Below are 14,902 nucleotides of genomic sequence, written 5' to 3'. Positions count from 1 at the left end.
CGGCCCGGCGGCGGACGGGGAGAACGCCGATGCGGCGGACGCGCGTGGGGCGACGTCCGCCGCATCTGTACGGCGTGGTTCCGCGACCTACTTCGACGCGGTCTTGAGATAGTCGGCGTTCATGCGGGCGATGGCGTCCAGCGGGATGCCCTTGGGGCACACCGCGGTGCACTCGCCGGTGTTCGTGCAGCCGCCGAAGCCCTCGGCGTCCATCTGCTCGACCATGGCCTTGGCCCGGGACGCCCGCTCGGGCTGCCCCTGCGGGAGCAGGCCCAGGTGGGTGATCTTGGCGGCGGTGAACAGCGAGGCCGAGCCGTTCGGGCAGGCGGCCACGCAGGCGCCGCACCCGATGCAGGTTGCCGCGTCGAACGCCGCGTCCGCGTCGTCCTTGGGCACCGGCACGGCGTGCGCGTCCGGCGCGGACCCCGCGGGGACCGAGATGAACCCGCCCGCCTGGATGATCCGGTCGAAGGCCGACCTGTCCACCACGAGGTCCTTGACCACGGGGAACGGCGCCGCGCGCCAGGGCTCGATCGTGACGGTGGCACCGTCCTCGAAGTGCCGCATGTGCAGCTGACAGGTCGTCGTCGCGCGCTGCTCGCCGTGGGCGACGCCGTTGATGACCATGCCGCACATGCCGCAGATGCCCTCGCGGCAGTCGTGGTCGAAGGCGACGGGGTCGTCGCCCTCGAGAGTCAGCCGCTCGTTGAGGACGTCGAGCATCTCCAGGAAGGACATGTCCGGCGACACGTCCTTGACCTCGTAGGTCACCATCCGTCCGCGATCCGACGAGCCGTTCTGGCGCCAGATCTTGAGGGTCAGGTTCATGCCCGCCTTCCCCGTGCTTGTGGCGCGCTCGCTCACTTGTAGCTCCGCTGGGTCATCTTGACGTATTCGTACTCGAGTTCTTCCTTGTGCAGGATCGGCCCTTCAGGGCTCCACTCCCACGCGCCGACGTAGGCGAAGTGCTCGTCGTCGCGCAGCGCCTCGCCGTCCGCGTCCTGCGACTCGGCCCGGAAGTGGCCGCCGCACGACTCGGTGCGGTGGAGGGCGTCGAGGCACATCAGCTCGGCCAGGTCGAAGAAGTCGGCCACCCGGCCCGCGCGCTCGAGCGCCTGGTTCAGGCCCTCGTCGTCGCCCGGCACCTTCACGTTGTTCCAGAACTCCTCGCGGAGCTCGGGGATCCGCTCCAGCGCCTTGCGCAGCGACGCGTCGGTCCGCTCCATGCCGCAATAGTCCCACATGAGACGGCCCAGCTCGCGGTGGTAGGAGTCGGCCGTACGGGTGCCGTTGACGGCGAGCAGCCGGTCGATCTTCTCCTGGACGGCGGCCTGGGCCTGGGCGACCTCGGCCTCGTCCACCTCGCCGAAGCCCCCCGCTCCCGCCAGATAGTCGCCGAGGGTCGTCGGCAACACGAAGTAGCCGTCCGCCAGGCCCTGCATCAGCGCGGACGCGCCGAGGCGGTTGGCGCCGTGGTCGGAGAAGTTGGCCTCACCGATCACGAACAGGCCGGGGATGGTCGACTGCAGGTCGTAGTCGACCCACAGGCCGCCCATCGTGTAGTGGACGGCGGGGTAGATGCGCATCGGCGTCTCGTACGGGTTCTCGCCGGTGATGCGCTCGTACATCTCGAAGAGGTTGCCGTACTTCTTCTCGACGGCGCCGCGGCCGAGCCTGGCGATCGCGTCGGCGAAGTCCAGGTAGACGCCGAGCCCGCCGGGGCCGACGCCGCGGCCCTCGTCGCAGACGTTCTTGGCGGCGCGGCTGGCGATGTCCCGGGGAACGAGATTTCCGAAAGCCGGATATATCCGCTCAAGGTAGTAATCGCGCTCATCCTCGGGGATGTCGGCCGGTACCCGGTCGTCGCCCTTGCGGAGCGGCACCCAGACCCGGCCGTCGTTGCGCAGCGACTCCGACATGAGCGTCAGCTTGGACTGGTACTCCCCGCTGACCGGGATGCACGTCGGGTGGATCTGCGTGTAGCAGGGGTTGGCGAACATCGCGCCCTTGCGGTGCGCCCGCCAGATCGCCGTGGTGTTGCAGCCCTTGGCGTTGGTGGACAGGAAGAACACGTTGCCGTAGCCCCCGGTCGCGAGCACCACTGCGTCCGCGAGGTGGGTCTCGACCTCCCCGGTGACCAGGTCGCGGACCACGATCCCGCGTGCCCGCCCGTCGCTGACGACGAGCTCGAGCATCTCGTGGCGGGTGTTCATCTCCACGGTGCCCGCCGCGATCTGCCGCTCCAGCGCCTGGTAGGCCCCGAGCAGCAGCTGCTGGCCCGTCTGGCCCCTGGCGTAGAAGGTGCGGGAGACCTGGGCGCCGCCGAACGATCGGGTGTCGAGCAGCCCGCCGTACTCACGGGCGAACGGCACGCCCTGCGCCACCGCCTGGTCGATGATGTTCACGCTGACCTGGGCGAGCCGGTAGACGTTCGACTCCCGGGCGCGGAAGTCGCCGCCCTTGACGGTGTCGTAGAAGAGACGGTGGATGCTGTCGCCGTCCCCGCGGTAGTTCTTCGCCGCGTTGATCCCGCCCTGCGCGGCGATCGAGTGCGCACGCCGGGGCGAGTCCTGGTAGCAGAACGACTTGACCTTGTAGCCGAGCTCACCGAGCGTCGCCGCCGCCGAGCCGCCCGCGAGGCCCGTGCCGACGACGATGACGGTCAGCTTGCGCTTGTTGGCCGGGTTGACCAGCTTGGCCTGGAACCTGCGCGTGTCCCAGCGCTCCTCGATCGGTCCCGACGGAGCCTTCGTATCCTTGATCGGCTCGCCGACCGTCCACGAGAGCGTCATTTCACCACTCCGATCATCACGGCTAGGGGTATGGCGATGAATCCGACGACGAGCACCGCGGAGACCGCGGTGGAACCCGCCTTGAGCGCCTTGTAGCGGCCCGCCAGGCCGAGCGTCTGGAGTGCGCTCCACAGGCCGTGCCGCAGGTGGAGGCCGATCATCGCCATGGCGACCAGGTAGAAGACCGTGACCCACCAGCGGTCCGGCGCGAAGCCGGCCACCAGCCGGTCGTACGGCGTGGCCTGCCCGCCCTTGGGGTTCACGACCCCGAAGGTGAGGTCGAGCAGGTGCCAGATCACGAACAGCAGGATGATGACGCCGCCGTAGCGCATGGTCCGCGTGGCGTATCCCCCCGCCTGCGGCTTCACCCTGGCGGCGTACTTGACGGGCCTCGCCTTGGCGGCCCGCCTGGCCAGCGACACCGCCGACCACATGTGCAGCACCACCGCGACCACCAGGCCGATCTCGGCGATGGTCAGCAGGGTGCGGTTGGGCAGCGCGGGCGACCCCACCGTCCGCAGCCATTCCGCGTAGTGGTTGAACGAGTCGGCGCCCAGGAACGCCTTGAGGTTCCCGAGCATGTGGCCGACCAGGAAGAGCACGAGGACGGCGCCCGTGACGGCCATGACCGCCTTCTTGCCGTTCGATGAGCCGAAGAAGCCGCGAGGCCGCCTGCGCACGGGGGCGGCGGGCGCGCGGTCCACGCTGTGGTCAACTGTGGCTGTCACGTCGGCCACGCTAGGCAGAACGCGGTTCGGGCGTCCAAGTCATCGCGGGCCTCGTTCCGATAGCCCTGGGCTATTCGACGTGCCCGGCGCGGTCGGGCGGCCTTCCCGGCTCCCCCCGGGTGCGACCAATCTCACAGAGTGGACAGGTCGTAGGCTTTCGACACGTGCAGTTCCAACAGCTGGCCTATTTCCTCGCGGTGGCCGAGACCCGGCACTTCACCCACGCCGCCGAGCGGATGCGGGTCGCACAGCCGTCCCTCAGCAAGCAGATCAAGGCGCTCGAGGCCGAACTGGGGGCGCCTCTGTTCAGCCGGGCCCGGGGCAACGTCACGCTGACCCCCGCCGGCGAGGCCCTTCTGCCACTGGCGCGGCGCATGCTGGCCGACGCGGAGACCGCCAGGCGCGAGGTGGCCGAGCTCGCCGGCCTCCGGCGGGGCCGGGTACGGCTCGGCGCGACGCCCTCCCTGTGCGCGGGACTCCTGGCGGATGTGCTGGCCCGCTTCCACGGCGACTATCCCGGCGTCGAGCTCCAGGTCGAGGAGGGCGGCTCGCGCGACCTGGTCCGCGACCTGGCGAGGGGACAGCTCGATCTCGCGCTCATCATCCTGCCCCTGCAGAGCAGCGACCCCTCGCTGGTCACCGAGGAGATCCTCAGGGAGGACCTGGTCGTCGCCTCGGCCGCCAAGCCCGGCCGCAGGCCGCACATCCGGATCGACGAACTGCGCGGACGCCCCCTCGTGATGTTCCGGCGCGGCTACGACCTGCGCGAGGCGACGCTCACCGCGTGCAGGCAGGCGGGGTTCGAGCCCCGCTTCGCCGTGGAGGGCGGGGAGATGGACGCGGTCCTGCGGTTCGTCGAGGCCGGGCTGGGAGTCGCCGTGGTCCCCTCGATGGTGCTCGACGGGCGGCCGGGGCTGGTGGGAACGCCGCTTCTCCCGGGGCTCCGCAGGACCGTCGCGCTCGCCCACAGGAAGGACGTCGAACCGACGCGTGCGGCTCAGGCCTTCCGCTCCGAGCTTCTGTCGTTCCTGGTGGAGGCGGCCGCCGGGGGAACCCTGTCCCCCGGCATCGAGGCGCTCACCCCCCAACGGCCCATCGAGACTTCGTAGATTGACGATAAGATTTGGCGACCGTGTCCCCGACGTTCCGAGAGGCGTCAGTGATCACGCCCTCGCCCGATCTGCCCGACCCGCTCACCCTCCTGCTGATCGAGGATGATTCGGCCGACGCGTTCCTCGTCGAGGAACTGCTCGCGGACGCCGAGAGACCGCCGAAGATCACTTGGGCCCGCACTCTGGCCGAGGGGCGCGAGCGGCTGACCGATGACGTCCAGTGCGTCCTGGTCGACCTGTCGCTGCCGGACGCGACCGGCCTGGAAGCCCTCGAGCAGGTGCTGTCGATGGCCTCGGACACCGCCGTGCTGGTGCTCACCGGCCTCAACGACGCCCACGTCGGGATCGAGGCGGTGGCCGCCGGGGCGCAGGACTTCCTGGTCAAACAGGACGTGGACGACCGGCTGCTCACGCGGGCCGTCCGCTACGCCATCGAGCGCAAGCGCGCCGACGTCGCCATGCGCGAGCTGGTCGCGGAACGGATCGTCGGGCAGGAGAACGCCCGCCTGGAGCGCGGCCTGCTCCCCGTCCCGCTGCTCCCCCCGGCCTCCCTGCTGCACCACCAGACGAGATACCTGCCCGGGCGGGTGCGCGGCCTGCTGGCCGGCGACTTCTGGGACACTGTGCAGACCGCCGACGGCGCGGTGCACGTCCTGATCGGCGACGTCTGCGGCCACGGGCCCGACGAGGCCGCACTCGGCACCGCGCTGCGCATCGGCTGGCGCACCCTCGTGCTCGCCGGCCACACGGGGGACGAACTGCTGGGAACCCTCGACACGCTGCTCAGGAACGAGCGGAAGTCACCGGAGATCTTCACGACCCTGTGCACCGCCACCATCGACCCGGATCTCCGCAACGCCCGCATGCACGTGGTCGGCCACCCGTCTCCGCTCGTGATCCGCGACGGCGTCGTTGACGTCGTCACCGACATCCCGTCCGGACCGCCGCTCGGCATCTTCGACGACGTCGACTGGAATCCCGTCGACATCCCGTTGGGCGACCGGTGGTCGCTCCTGCTCTACACCGACGGGCTCATCGAGGCGACGGTCGGTACGGGCCGTGACATGCTCGGCACGGACGGCCTGGCCGGCATCGTCCGCGACCACGGCGGCGTCGACCTCGACCGGATCATCGCCCAGGTGGGCGACGCGCTCAACGACGACGTGGCCGCCGTGCTGGTCTCCAGAAACGACGTCCCCGGAGACGACGCCTCAGGGAACGACGGCCCACGGAACGACGGCCCACGGAACGACATCGTCGGGAACGGCCTCTCCGGAGGCCGCCTCTCCGGGAACGAAGGGAACGCCGGGACGCCATGATGAAACCGGAGCCTCTCGCGCCGCTGGCACCTCCGGCCGGCAGGCGAGGGCTCCGCCTGGCCCGCTGGTTCGCGCTCGCCGGCACGGGCTCAGCGTTCGTCTTCGTGCTGGGGGTGACCGCGATCCTGCTGACGCTCAGCACGACGCGCGAGGCCAGGGAGACGCTGGTCGACGTGATCGACCCCGCCACCCTGCACACGCTGGAGATCTCGACGGCCCTCCAGGCCCAGGAGGGCGCCATCAGGGCATACGGCCTGACGACCGACCAGCAGTACCTCACGGCCTACCGCCAGGGCGTCTCCGCCGAGCAGACCGCCACCGCCGCCCTGACCGCGCTGATCCCCCGCCTCCCCGAGGCTCCCGCCGTACGAGCCGGGCTGGACCGGCTGACCGCCGCGTCGACCGAATGGCGGCGGGACTACGCGGACCAGATCGTGGAAGCCGTCCCCGCGACCGGGACCCGGGCGTTGAACCGCGACACGGCGAAGGTCAACGTCGAGCGCTTCGCCCGTGTCCGCGCGGCGCTGGACGCGCAGCAACACCAGCTGAACCGGCTCCACGACATCGGCAGAGACCGTCTGTACAACGGCTGGAACACCATCTATGCGGCGGTCGGCGCGCTCGTGGCCGCCGTGGTGGCAGCGGTGATCGGCTGCGCGCTCATCGTGCGCAGGGTCGTGGTCGGCCCGGTGGAACGGCTGGCCGGGCAGGTGCGGACGGTGGCGGCCGGCGACTTCGACCACAAGCTCGGCGTGGACCGGCCGTACGAGCTGCGGGAGCTGTCCGGGCACGTCGACGGGATGCGCAGGCGCATCGTCGCCGAATGGCGGGCGGCGGTGGAGACGCGGCGGCAGTTGTCCGACCAGACCCGGGAGCTCACCCGGTCCAACGGCGAGCTGGAGCAGTTCGCCTACGTGGCCAGCCACGACCTGCAGGAGCCCCTGCGGAAGGTGGCGAGCTTCACGCAGCTGCTCGAGCAGCGCTACGGCGACCAGCTCGACGACCGCGCCCGCCAGTACATCGCCTTCGCGGTCGACGGCGCCAAGCGGATGCAACTGCTCATCAACGACCTGCTCGACTTCTCGCGGGTCGGCCGGGTCGGCGGCGACCTCCACCCGGTGCGCGCCGCCGACGCGCTGGAGGCGGCCCTGCACAACCTCGACGCCCTCCTGTCGGACGGAGGCGCAGCCGTCACGCACGACGACCTGCCCGAGGTCCTCGGCAACGGGCCGCTGCTGACCCAGTTGTTCCAGAACCTGGTCGCCAACGCCGTCAAGTTCCGCTCCGCCGATCCGCCCCGCGTCCACATCGGCGTACGGCGGGACGGCGCGATGTGGGAGTTCAGCTGCGCGGACAACGGCATCGGGGTCCACCCCCGGTACGCCGACCGGATCTTCCTGATCTTCCAGCGCCTGCACCCGCGCGACGTCTATCCGGGAAGCGGCATCGGACTCGCCCTCTGCCGCAAGATCGTCGAATATCATGGCGGCCGGATCTGGCTCGACTCCGGGGAGGGTCCAGGGGCCACGTTCCGCTGGACGCTACCGGCCGTGGGAGAACCCGATGCCTGACTACCACCCCATCGAGGTGCTCCTCGTCGAGGACGATCCCGGTGACGTGCTCCTGACCAAGGAGGCGTTCTCCTACAACAAGGTCGGCAACCGGCTGCACGTGGTGCACGACGGCGAACAGGCCCTGATGTTCCTGCGAGGCGAGGGCGCCTACTCCTCCACGCCGCGGCCCGACCTGATCCTGCTCGATCTCAACCTGCCCCGCGTCGACGGCTTCGAGGTTCTGCAGGAGATCAAGAACGACCCCGAGTTGCGGAGCATCCCGGTGGTGATCCTCACCACATCGGAAGCGGAGCAGGATATCCTCAAGGGTTACAACCTGCATGCAAACGCGTACGTGACAAAACCGGTGGACTTCGACCAGTTCATTCGCGTGGTGCGACAGATCGACGATTTCTTCGTGACTGTGGTCAAACTGCCGGGGAAGTGACGGGAATCACAGACGGTTGGGAGTGACCCTCCTCACATTTGAGGATGTGGCCGTCGTAATGTTTCCCCCACCATAAGCGTGCCAGAGGGTGGAAAGTCTCCGATGACCCAGACAACGGCCGAGAGCCCGATAAGCAAACAGCGAGCGCAACTCAAGGTGCGCACGCTACGCACCGACAGGTGGTGGCTGGTCCCGGCGCTGACGTTCGCCGGACTCATGTCATTCCTGATCTACGGATTCTGGGCGATCTTCGACAAGAGCTACTTCGCCGAGCCGTACATCGCGCCGTTCTCGTCGCCCTGCCTGGCGACCTCCTGCCCGGAGGGAGCACGCTTCCTCGGGCTCGCCCCGTTCGGCGACTGGTACGGCCTTCCGCCCGGCCTGCTCATCCTCGGCCTGCCGGGTGGCTTCCGGCTCACGTGCTACTACTACCGCAAGTCGTACTACCGGTCGTTCTGGCTGTCGCCGCCCGCCTGCGCGGTGTCCGAGCCGCACAAGAAGTACTCGGGCGAGACCAGGCTCCCGCTGATCATCCAGAACGTGCACCGCTACTTCTTCTACCTTGCCGTGGTCATCGGCGCGATCCTGGCCTACGACGCGATCCTCGCGTTCCGCGACGAGCACGGCAACTGGGGCCACGTGGGTCTCGGCACGATCATCCTGCTGGCCAACGCCATCCTGATCTTCTGCTACACCCTCGGCTGCCACTCCTGCCGGCACATCACCGCCGGCCGCCTGAACCACTTCTCCAGGCACCCGATCCGGTACAAGGCGTGGACCTTCGTCTCGAAGCTCAACGCCAGGCACCAGCAGTTCGCCTGGGCCTCGATGTACTCGGTCATGATCGCTGACCTCTATGTGCGGCTGGTCGCCAAGGGCGTCATCAACTTCCCGTTCGCTTAAGGATTCTCAACGTGGAGCGTCACGAATACGACGTCGTCGTCATCGGAGCCGGTGGGGCAGGGCTTCGTGCGGCGATCGAGGCACGGCAGCAGGGCAAGCGGACCGCCATCATCTGCAAGTCGCTGTTCGGCAAGGCCCACACGGTCATGGCCGAGGGCGGCGCCGCCGCGGCGATGGGCAACGTCAACCCCGACGACAACTGGATGGTGCACTTCCGCGACACCATGCGCGGAGGCAAGTTCCTCAACAACTGGCGAATGGCCGAACTGCACGCCAAGGAGGCCCCGGACCGCGTCTGGGAGCTCGAGGCGTGGGGCGCGCTGTTCGACCGCACCAAGGACGGCAAGATCAGCCAGCGGAACTTCGGCGGCCACGAGTACCCGCGTCTCGCCCATGTCGGCGACCGTACGGGCCTGGAGCTGATCCGCACCCTGCAGCAGCGGGTCGTCGCCCTCCAGCAGGAGGACGAGCGCGAGCACGGCGACCCCGAGGCGTTCATCAAGGTGTTCGCCGAGTGCACGGTCACCCGCCTCCTCAAGGACGGCGACGCCATCTCCGGCGCGTTCGGCTACTGGCGTGAGACGGGCGACTTCATCGTCTTCGACGCCCCCGCCGTGGTGCTGGCGACCGGAGGCATCGGCAAGTCCTACGTCGTCACCTCGAACTCCTGGGAGTACACGGGCGACGGCCACGCGCTGGCCCTGCTCGCGGGCGCCAAGCTGATCAACATGGAGTTCATCCAGTTCCACCCGACCGGGATGGTCTGGCCTCCGTCGGTGCGCGGGATCCTCGTCACCGAGTCGGTCCGCGGCGACGGCGGCGTGCTGCGCAACTCCGAGGGCCGCCGGTTCATGTTCGACTACGTGCCGGACGTCTTCAAGGACAAGTACGCGACGACCGAGGAGGAGGGCGACCGCTGGTACACCGACCAGGCCAACAACCGCCGTCCTCCGGAGCTGCTGCCCCGTGACGAGGTGGCCAGGGCCATCAACGCCGAGGTGAAGGCCGGGCGCGGATCGCCGCAGGGCGGCGTGTTCCTCGACGTCTCCAGCCGCCTCCCGGCGGCCGAGATCATCAAGCGCCTGCCGTCCATGCACCACCAGTTCAAGGAACTGGCGGACGTGGACATCACCCAGGAGCCCATGCAGGTCGGCCCGACCTGCCACTACATCATGGGCGGCGTGGAGGTGGACGCCGACACCGGCGCCGCGTCCGTGCCCGGCCTGTTCGCCGCCGGAGAGGTCTCGGGCGGCATGCACGGCTCCAACCGCCTGGGCGGCAACTCCCTGTCCGACCTCCTGGTCTTCGGCCGCAGGGCCGGCCTCGGCGCGGCGGCGTACATCGACGGCCTGTCCGCACGGCCCGCGGTGGCCGAGGTGGCGGACGCCATGGCGGAGGCCGTCGCCCCGCTGGAGCGGACCGGCGGGGAGAACCCCTACGAGGTGCACCACGAGCTTCAGCGCACGATGAACGACCTCGTCGGGATCATCCGGAAGGCCGGAGAGGTCGCCGAGGCGCTGCAGGTCGTCGAGAAGCTCAAGGAGCGGTCGAAGAACACGGGCTCGTCCGGCAGCCGCATCTACAACCCCGGCTGGCATCTGGCGATCGACCTGCGCAACATGCTGCTCGTGAGCGAGTGCGTCGCCCGCGCCGCGCTGCTGCGGGAGGAGAGCCGCGGCGGGCACACCCGCGACGACTTTCCCGGCATGTCCCCCGAATGGCGGCAGAAGCTGCTCGTCTGCGCCGCCGAGCCGGACGCTTCCGGCGTTACCGTCGAAGAGAAGGTCCAGCCGTCCATGCGTGGCGACCTGATCAGCCTCTTCGAGCGGTCCGAGCTTGAGAAGTACCTCACCGAAGACGAGCTGGCGGAGTACGACGCCGCGGTCAAGGAGTCGTGATGGGTTACAAGGCGAAGTTCCGCGTCTGGCGCGGCGAGGGCGGCGAGGGTCAGCTCGAGGACTTCACCGTCGAGGTGAACGAGGGCGAGGTCGTCCTCGACGTCATCCACCGGTTGCAGGCCACCCAGGCCCCCGACCTCGCGGTCCGGTGGAACTGCAAGGCCGGCAAGTGCGGGTCCTGCTCGATGGAGATCAACGGCAGGCCCCGGCTGGGCTGCATGACCCGGATGTCCACGTTCGAGGAGTCCGAGACCATCACGGTCACGCCGATGCGGACGTTCCCGGTCATCAAGGACCTGGTCTGCGACGTCTCCTTCAACTACCAGAAGGCGCGGGAGATCCCGTCGTTCACCCCGCCGAAGGACGTCAAGCCGGGCGAGTACCGCATGCAGCAGATCGACGTCGAGCGGTCCCAGGAGTTCCGCAAGTGCATCGAATGCTTCATGTGCAACAACGTCTGCCACGTGATCCGCGACCACGACGAGAACAAGCCCGCCTTCGCGGGGCCGCGTTTCCTCATGCGCATCGCCGAGCTCGACATGCACCCCTATGACGAGGTCGACCGCAAGGACGCGGCCCAGGAGGAGCACGGCCTCGGCTACTGCAACATCACCAAGTGCTGCACGGAGGTGTGCCCCGAGCACATCAAGATCACCGACAACGCGCTGATCCCGATGAAGGAGCGCGTGGTCGACCGGAAGTACGACCCGCTCGTGTGGCTGGGCTCGAAGATCTTCAAGCGCTCCAGCGTCTGAGGGCCATAAGAGAAGCGCCGGCCGGAATCCTCCGGCCGGCGCTTTCGTGTTCTCAGCTCAGCCCTTGTCGGGCTTGTCACCCTTGTCGGGCTTGCCGCCTTCGGCAGCCTTGTCGCCTTCGCCGCCCTTGTCGGCCGAGTCGGCCGTTCCGAGCTGCTCAGACCGACCTGGCTGGTCGGCCTGCACGGCCGCCTCTGGGTACGGATACGGGTGGGCATAGACCTGCGGATATCCGTAGATCGGATATCCGTACGGCTGCTGGCCCGTCGTATAGCCCTGCACCGGCACGTACCCGACCAGCTGCTGCTGGCCCTGCCCGCCGGGCGTCGCCCCATCAGGAGCGGTGGGCGGCGTCGCGGAGGTCCGCCACGCCCGCGGCCCCGCCTTCCGTATGGCCGCCGCGTGCGCCATCCGCCGCAGCCTGCCTTCGAAGACGAGCCAGGCCAGCAGTGCCAGCAACACCAGCACCGCGGCGAGGATCGACAACTTGCGGCTGACCGTCACCTGGTCGTACTCGGGAGTCGCGTTGCGAATCTCGATCGGCACCGACTCGGGCGTCGGATCCTCGAACGTGGGCGCCGGCGTCGGCTGGGGTGTCGGCTGAGCGGGAGCCAGCGTGACACCCGGGTCCGGCGTCGGCGTGGTCAGCGGCGGAGCCGCAGCCACGTTCGTCGGAAGGACGGGCAACCCCTGCGCCGGAACCGTCGCCGTCTGCGTGACCGGCGGCGACGTCCGTGTCGCGGTCGCGGTCACCGTGACCGTGACGACCGGGGTCGACTTCGGAGTCGGCGTGGGGGTCTTGGTTATCGTCACCGTGACCACGGGTTCCGGACCCGCGGTCACGGTCTTTGTGGCGGTCACGGTCTTTGTGGCGGTCGCCGTCGCCGTAGCGGTCTTCGTCTCGGTGACGGTTGCCGTCACCGTGACCGGCGGCGTGGTCCCACCTGGGTCAGCGGCGGGATCCGTCGGGTCCTCGGCGGTCACCCCGAACACGGGGCCCGCCGCAAACACCGCCGCGGCGGCGACTCCCAACGAAGCCGCCACCGAGGACACGGCCCTCAGCTGTGCACGTCGTACCACTGCTAGGCCTCCACCCTTTCGGCCTGGGTCGTGGAACAGTCTAGCTACGCTCAAATCATGGCAAAGTCTGTGGGCGAACGCCATTTCCGGGCCGGCCCACAGGAGAAACCGCCTACCCCCAGACGAGCTTCTCGACGGCGGCCACGGCCGGAAGGTCGGCGGACAGCCACGCGACGTCGTACAACTCCTGGTGCGTCAGCCAGCGCAGGGCGAGATGCTCGTGGGCGGAGGGCACGCCCCGCCGGATGCCCGCCAGCCAGACCCGCATCACGTAGCCGTTCGGCAGCGGCCATTCCCCCGCGACCCGCTCGCCTGGGACGATCTCGACGCCCAGTTCCTCCACGCACTCGCGGACCAGCGCGTCCAGGTCGCTCTCACCGGGGTCCACCTTGCCGCCCGGGAACTCCCAGCCTCCCCTGAGCGCCTCCGGCTCCGCCCGCTGCGCGGCGAGAAGCCGGCCGTCCTGCACGATCGCGGCCCCGACGACGAGCTTTCCGAAGGCGTCCATGGTCGATCAGGTTACGGCGCGCCTCAGCTGCTCGAGCACATCGGAGTTCTCCAGCGGGCGCGTGAAGCCCACGATGTTGGGCCGGTCGGTGTATCCGGTGACCTTGATGGGCCCGCACAGGGTGCACCGGGCCTCGATCATCTTCCCCTTCGAGACGACCATGCCGACATGACCCGGGCGGTTCGCCCTCGTGCCCGGCCCGGAGTTGAAGAACACCAGGTCGCCCGGCTGCTCGTCACCGGCGCGCACCTTCACGCCGAAGGGCCACTGGCCGAACGTCGTGCGCGGGATCGACAACCCGGCGTTCCGGTAGGCCATGTAGATGATCCCCGAGCAGTCGAAGGCGTCGGGACCCGTCCCGCCCCAGCGGTACGGCTTGCCCCGCTGGGCCAGCGCGTACTCGAGGATCTTCTGCACGACCTCGCTGGACGCGCTGTCCACGTAACCGCCGTCACACGCGGGATCCGCGTCGGCCGGGATGCCGATCTCCCCTGAGGCGGCGTAGCGCTTGGCGATCTCCAGGACCTGCTCGACGTACCAGGTCGCCCGGTTGTAGACGAAGATCGCCCTCGGCAGGTCGTCGGGGGCGCCGTTGCGCTTGAGCATCTTGGCCGCGCCCAGGATGGCGTCGGCGGGGTCGTAGACGTCGCCGTACCCGTCGCCGTCGCCGTCCGACGCGTACCCGTTGATCCCTGGAACGATCTTGATCTTGGCCTTGCCGCCCCAGGTGCTGATCAGGAACTGCATCGGGCCGGCCGCGCCCGCGTAGTTGGTCCCGCTCCGGACGCCGGGCAGCTGTGACCGGCCGTGGTCGGTCTCCCGCTTGCCGATGGCGGCCAGGACGTTCCACTGGACGCCGATCTCCTGGCCGACCTTCTTGTAGATCCGGAGATAGTCCTGCGGGATGTCGGAGGCGGCGGCCTGCGACGTGTCGGCCGCCGAGGCCGCCGACGCGCAATCCTCGCCGAAACTTCCGCCGACGAAGATCGACGGGGACGGCGACATCAGGATGATCGAGCCGAACAACGTCAGCGGGACGATCAGCGCGAGCGCCACGGCGAGGCCCCGCCACGAACGTCCCCCGGCCCTGATCACCCGCAGGCTTCGCAGCCCCCGCATGCCCATACCTGTGCGCGGAGGTGTCGTCACGGCGAGGTGTCCCCGTCCTGGCCGGCGCCGGCGGGCTGCATGTCGTAGACCCGCCAGTCGGCGGCCGCCTTGACCACGGTCACGGCGTACTGGTCGTTCTGGTCCTTCTCACCGCTCTGGGCGATCACATGGCGGACGGAGCCGACGACGAACACCACCATGTTGGGCGTCATGTCGCGGATGGACTCCACCTGCGCCGACCCCTTGGAGACGACACGGTCGGCCTTGTTCTGCTCGACCACCGCCGGATCGGTCATGGCCCGGGTGAGCTGCTCGCCGAACTCGTTCGTCGAGAACGCGTTCAGCCGCGACGCGAAGGCCGCCGGATCCTCGGAGTACTCGAACGTCCCGTAGGAGGCGGTGAACCGCTGGGCGAGGTCGGCCGCCGCGCCCAGCTCGCTCCGCGACAGCGGCAGGTAGCGGTAGACGTCGAACGTCCCGGGAGTGACGGCCACCTGGCTCGGCGCGGCGGCCGGAGGCGGGCTGGACACGACGGTGGCCGGGGCGGTCCCCGCCACCGTCTCCGTGCGGTCGCGGTCGCCGCCTCCGGTCGACGGGCTCATCGTCAGATACACGCCGACGGCCGCGAGCACGGCGACGGCGCCCGCGAACGCGAGCCCTTTTCTGCGGTCGGTTCCCTGGGTGGTCATGAAGCCT

General features: G+C 69.3%; 14 protein-coding genes. 7 read left to right on the top strand and 7 right to left on the bottom strand.

Annotation, left to right across the window (positions count from 1 at the left end; all coding sequences use genetic code 11):
- Window positions 1–87: 87 nt before the first annotated feature.
- Genes Pph01_RS11305 through Pph01_RS11295 form a run of 3 tightly spaced genes read right to left on the bottom strand, consistent with a single transcriptional unit; the run spans window position 88 to window position 3,520 of the window.
- Complete coding sequence (locus Pph01_RS11305) at window positions 88–828, bottom strand: succinate dehydrogenase/fumarate reductase iron-sulfur subunit (protein WP_204073099.1); 741 nt, start codon at window positions 826–828, stop codon at window positions 88–90.
- A 32-nt stretch (window positions 829–860) separates the two neighbouring features.
- A complete protein-coding gene (locus Pph01_RS11300) occupies window positions 861–2,792 on the bottom strand; it encodes a fumarate reductase/succinate dehydrogenase flavoprotein subunit (protein WP_204072968.1) in 1,932 nt (643 codons plus the stop codon).
- Window positions 2,789–3,520 carry a succinate dehydrogenase cytochrome b subunit gene (locus Pph01_RS11295; RefSeq protein WP_239116600.1) on the bottom strand — a complete coding sequence of 244 codons (732 nt, stop codon included), beginning with the start codon at window positions 3,518–3,520 and terminating at the stop codon, window positions 2,789–2,791. Before Pph01_RS11295 ends, Pph01_RS11300 begins: the two co-directional genes overlap by 4 nt.
- A 164-nt stretch (window positions 3,521–3,684) precedes the next feature.
- Here Pph01_RS11295 and Pph01_RS11290 point away from each other — a divergent pair, with 164 nt between their 5' ends.
- The 7 genes from Pph01_RS11290 (at window position 3,685) to Pph01_RS11260 (ending at window position 11,508) form a co-directional block, all read left to right on the top strand.
- On the top strand, window positions 3,685–4,629 hold the full coding sequence (locus Pph01_RS11290) for a LysR family transcriptional regulator (protein ID WP_204072967.1): 945 nt from the start codon (window positions 3,685–3,687) through the stop codon (window positions 4,627–4,629).
- Window positions 4,630–4,652: 23 nt separating this feature from the next.
- The gene (locus Pph01_RS11285; protein WP_204072966.1) at window positions 4,653–5,951 is read left to right on the top strand and encodes a PP2C family protein-serine/threonine phosphatase; all 1,299 of its coding nucleotides are present in this window, start codon (window positions 4,653–4,655) and stop codon (window positions 5,949–5,951) included.
- Window positions 5,951–7,522, top strand: a complete 1,572-nt coding sequence (locus tag Pph01_RS11280) for a sensor histidine kinase (protein WP_204072965.1) — start codon at window positions 5,951–5,953, stop codon at window positions 7,520–7,522. Before Pph01_RS11285 ends, Pph01_RS11280 begins: the two co-directional genes overlap by 1 nt.
- A complete protein-coding gene (locus Pph01_RS11275; RefSeq protein ID WP_204072964.1) occupies window positions 7,515–7,952 on the top strand; it encodes a response regulator in 438 nt (145 codons plus the stop codon). Before Pph01_RS11280 ends, Pph01_RS11275 begins: the two co-directional genes overlap by 8 nt.
- A gap of 102 nt (window positions 7,953–8,054) precedes the next feature.
- A complete protein-coding gene (gene sdhC / locus Pph01_RS11270) occupies window positions 8,055–8,855 on the top strand; it encodes a succinate dehydrogenase subunit SdhC (protein WP_204072963.1) in 801 nt (266 codons plus the stop codon).
- Window positions 8,856–8,857: 2 nt separating this feature from the next.
- Entirely contained in the window at window positions 8,858–10,753 is a 1,896-nt protein-coding gene (locus Pph01_RS11265) for a fumarate reductase/succinate dehydrogenase flavoprotein subunit (RefSeq protein ID WP_204073097.1), read from the top strand.
- The gene (locus tag Pph01_RS11260; RefSeq protein ID WP_204072962.1) at window positions 10,753–11,508 is read left to right on the top strand and encodes a succinate dehydrogenase/fumarate reductase iron-sulfur subunit; all 756 of its coding nucleotides are present in this window, start codon (window positions 10,753–10,755) and stop codon (window positions 11,506–11,508) included. The genes Pph01_RS11265 and Pph01_RS11260 overlap by 1 nt, the downstream gene beginning before the upstream one ends.
- Window positions 11,509–11,565: 57 nt before the next feature.
- Here the strand turns inward: Pph01_RS11260 and Pph01_RS11255 are convergent, their stop codons facing one another.
- The 4 genes from Pph01_RS11255 to Pph01_RS11240 all read right to left on the bottom strand — a co-directional run bounded on the left by Pph01_RS11255 (window position 11,566) and on the right by Pph01_RS11240 (window position 14,895).
- Window positions 11,566–12,552 (bottom strand): hypothetical protein, encoded by a 987-nt coding sequence (locus Pph01_RS11255; RefSeq protein WP_204072961.1) that lies wholly within the window; start codon window positions 12,550–12,552, stop codon window positions 11,566–11,568.
- Window positions 12,553–12,700: 148 nt separating this feature from the next.
- Window positions 12,701–13,096, bottom strand: coding sequence for a (deoxy)nucleoside triphosphate pyrophosphohydrolase (locus Pph01_RS11250; protein WP_204072960.1), 396 nt, complete (start codon window positions 13,094–13,096; stop codon window positions 12,701–12,703).
- Between the two features lie 6 nt (window positions 13,097–13,102).
- Window positions 13,103–14,215 carry a C40 family peptidase gene (locus Pph01_RS11245; RefSeq protein ID WP_239116599.1) on the bottom strand — a complete coding sequence of 371 codons (1,113 nt, stop codon included), beginning with the start codon at window positions 14,213–14,215 and terminating at the stop codon, window positions 13,103–13,105.
- A 26-nt stretch (window positions 14,216–14,241) separates the two neighbouring features.
- Window positions 14,242–14,895, bottom strand: coding sequence for a hypothetical protein (locus Pph01_RS11240; RefSeq protein WP_204072959.1), 654 nt, complete (start codon window positions 14,893–14,895; stop codon window positions 14,242–14,244).
- Between the last annotated feature and the right edge of the window lie 7 nt (window positions 14,896–14,902).

It is taken from the genome of Planotetraspora phitsanulokensis, from assembly GCF_016863295.1.
Lineage (GTDB): Bacteria > Actinomycetota > Actinomycetes > Streptosporangiales > Streptosporangiaceae > Planotetraspora > Planotetraspora phitsanulokensis.
This window is presented reverse-complemented; position numbering and strand designations above follow the sequence as displayed.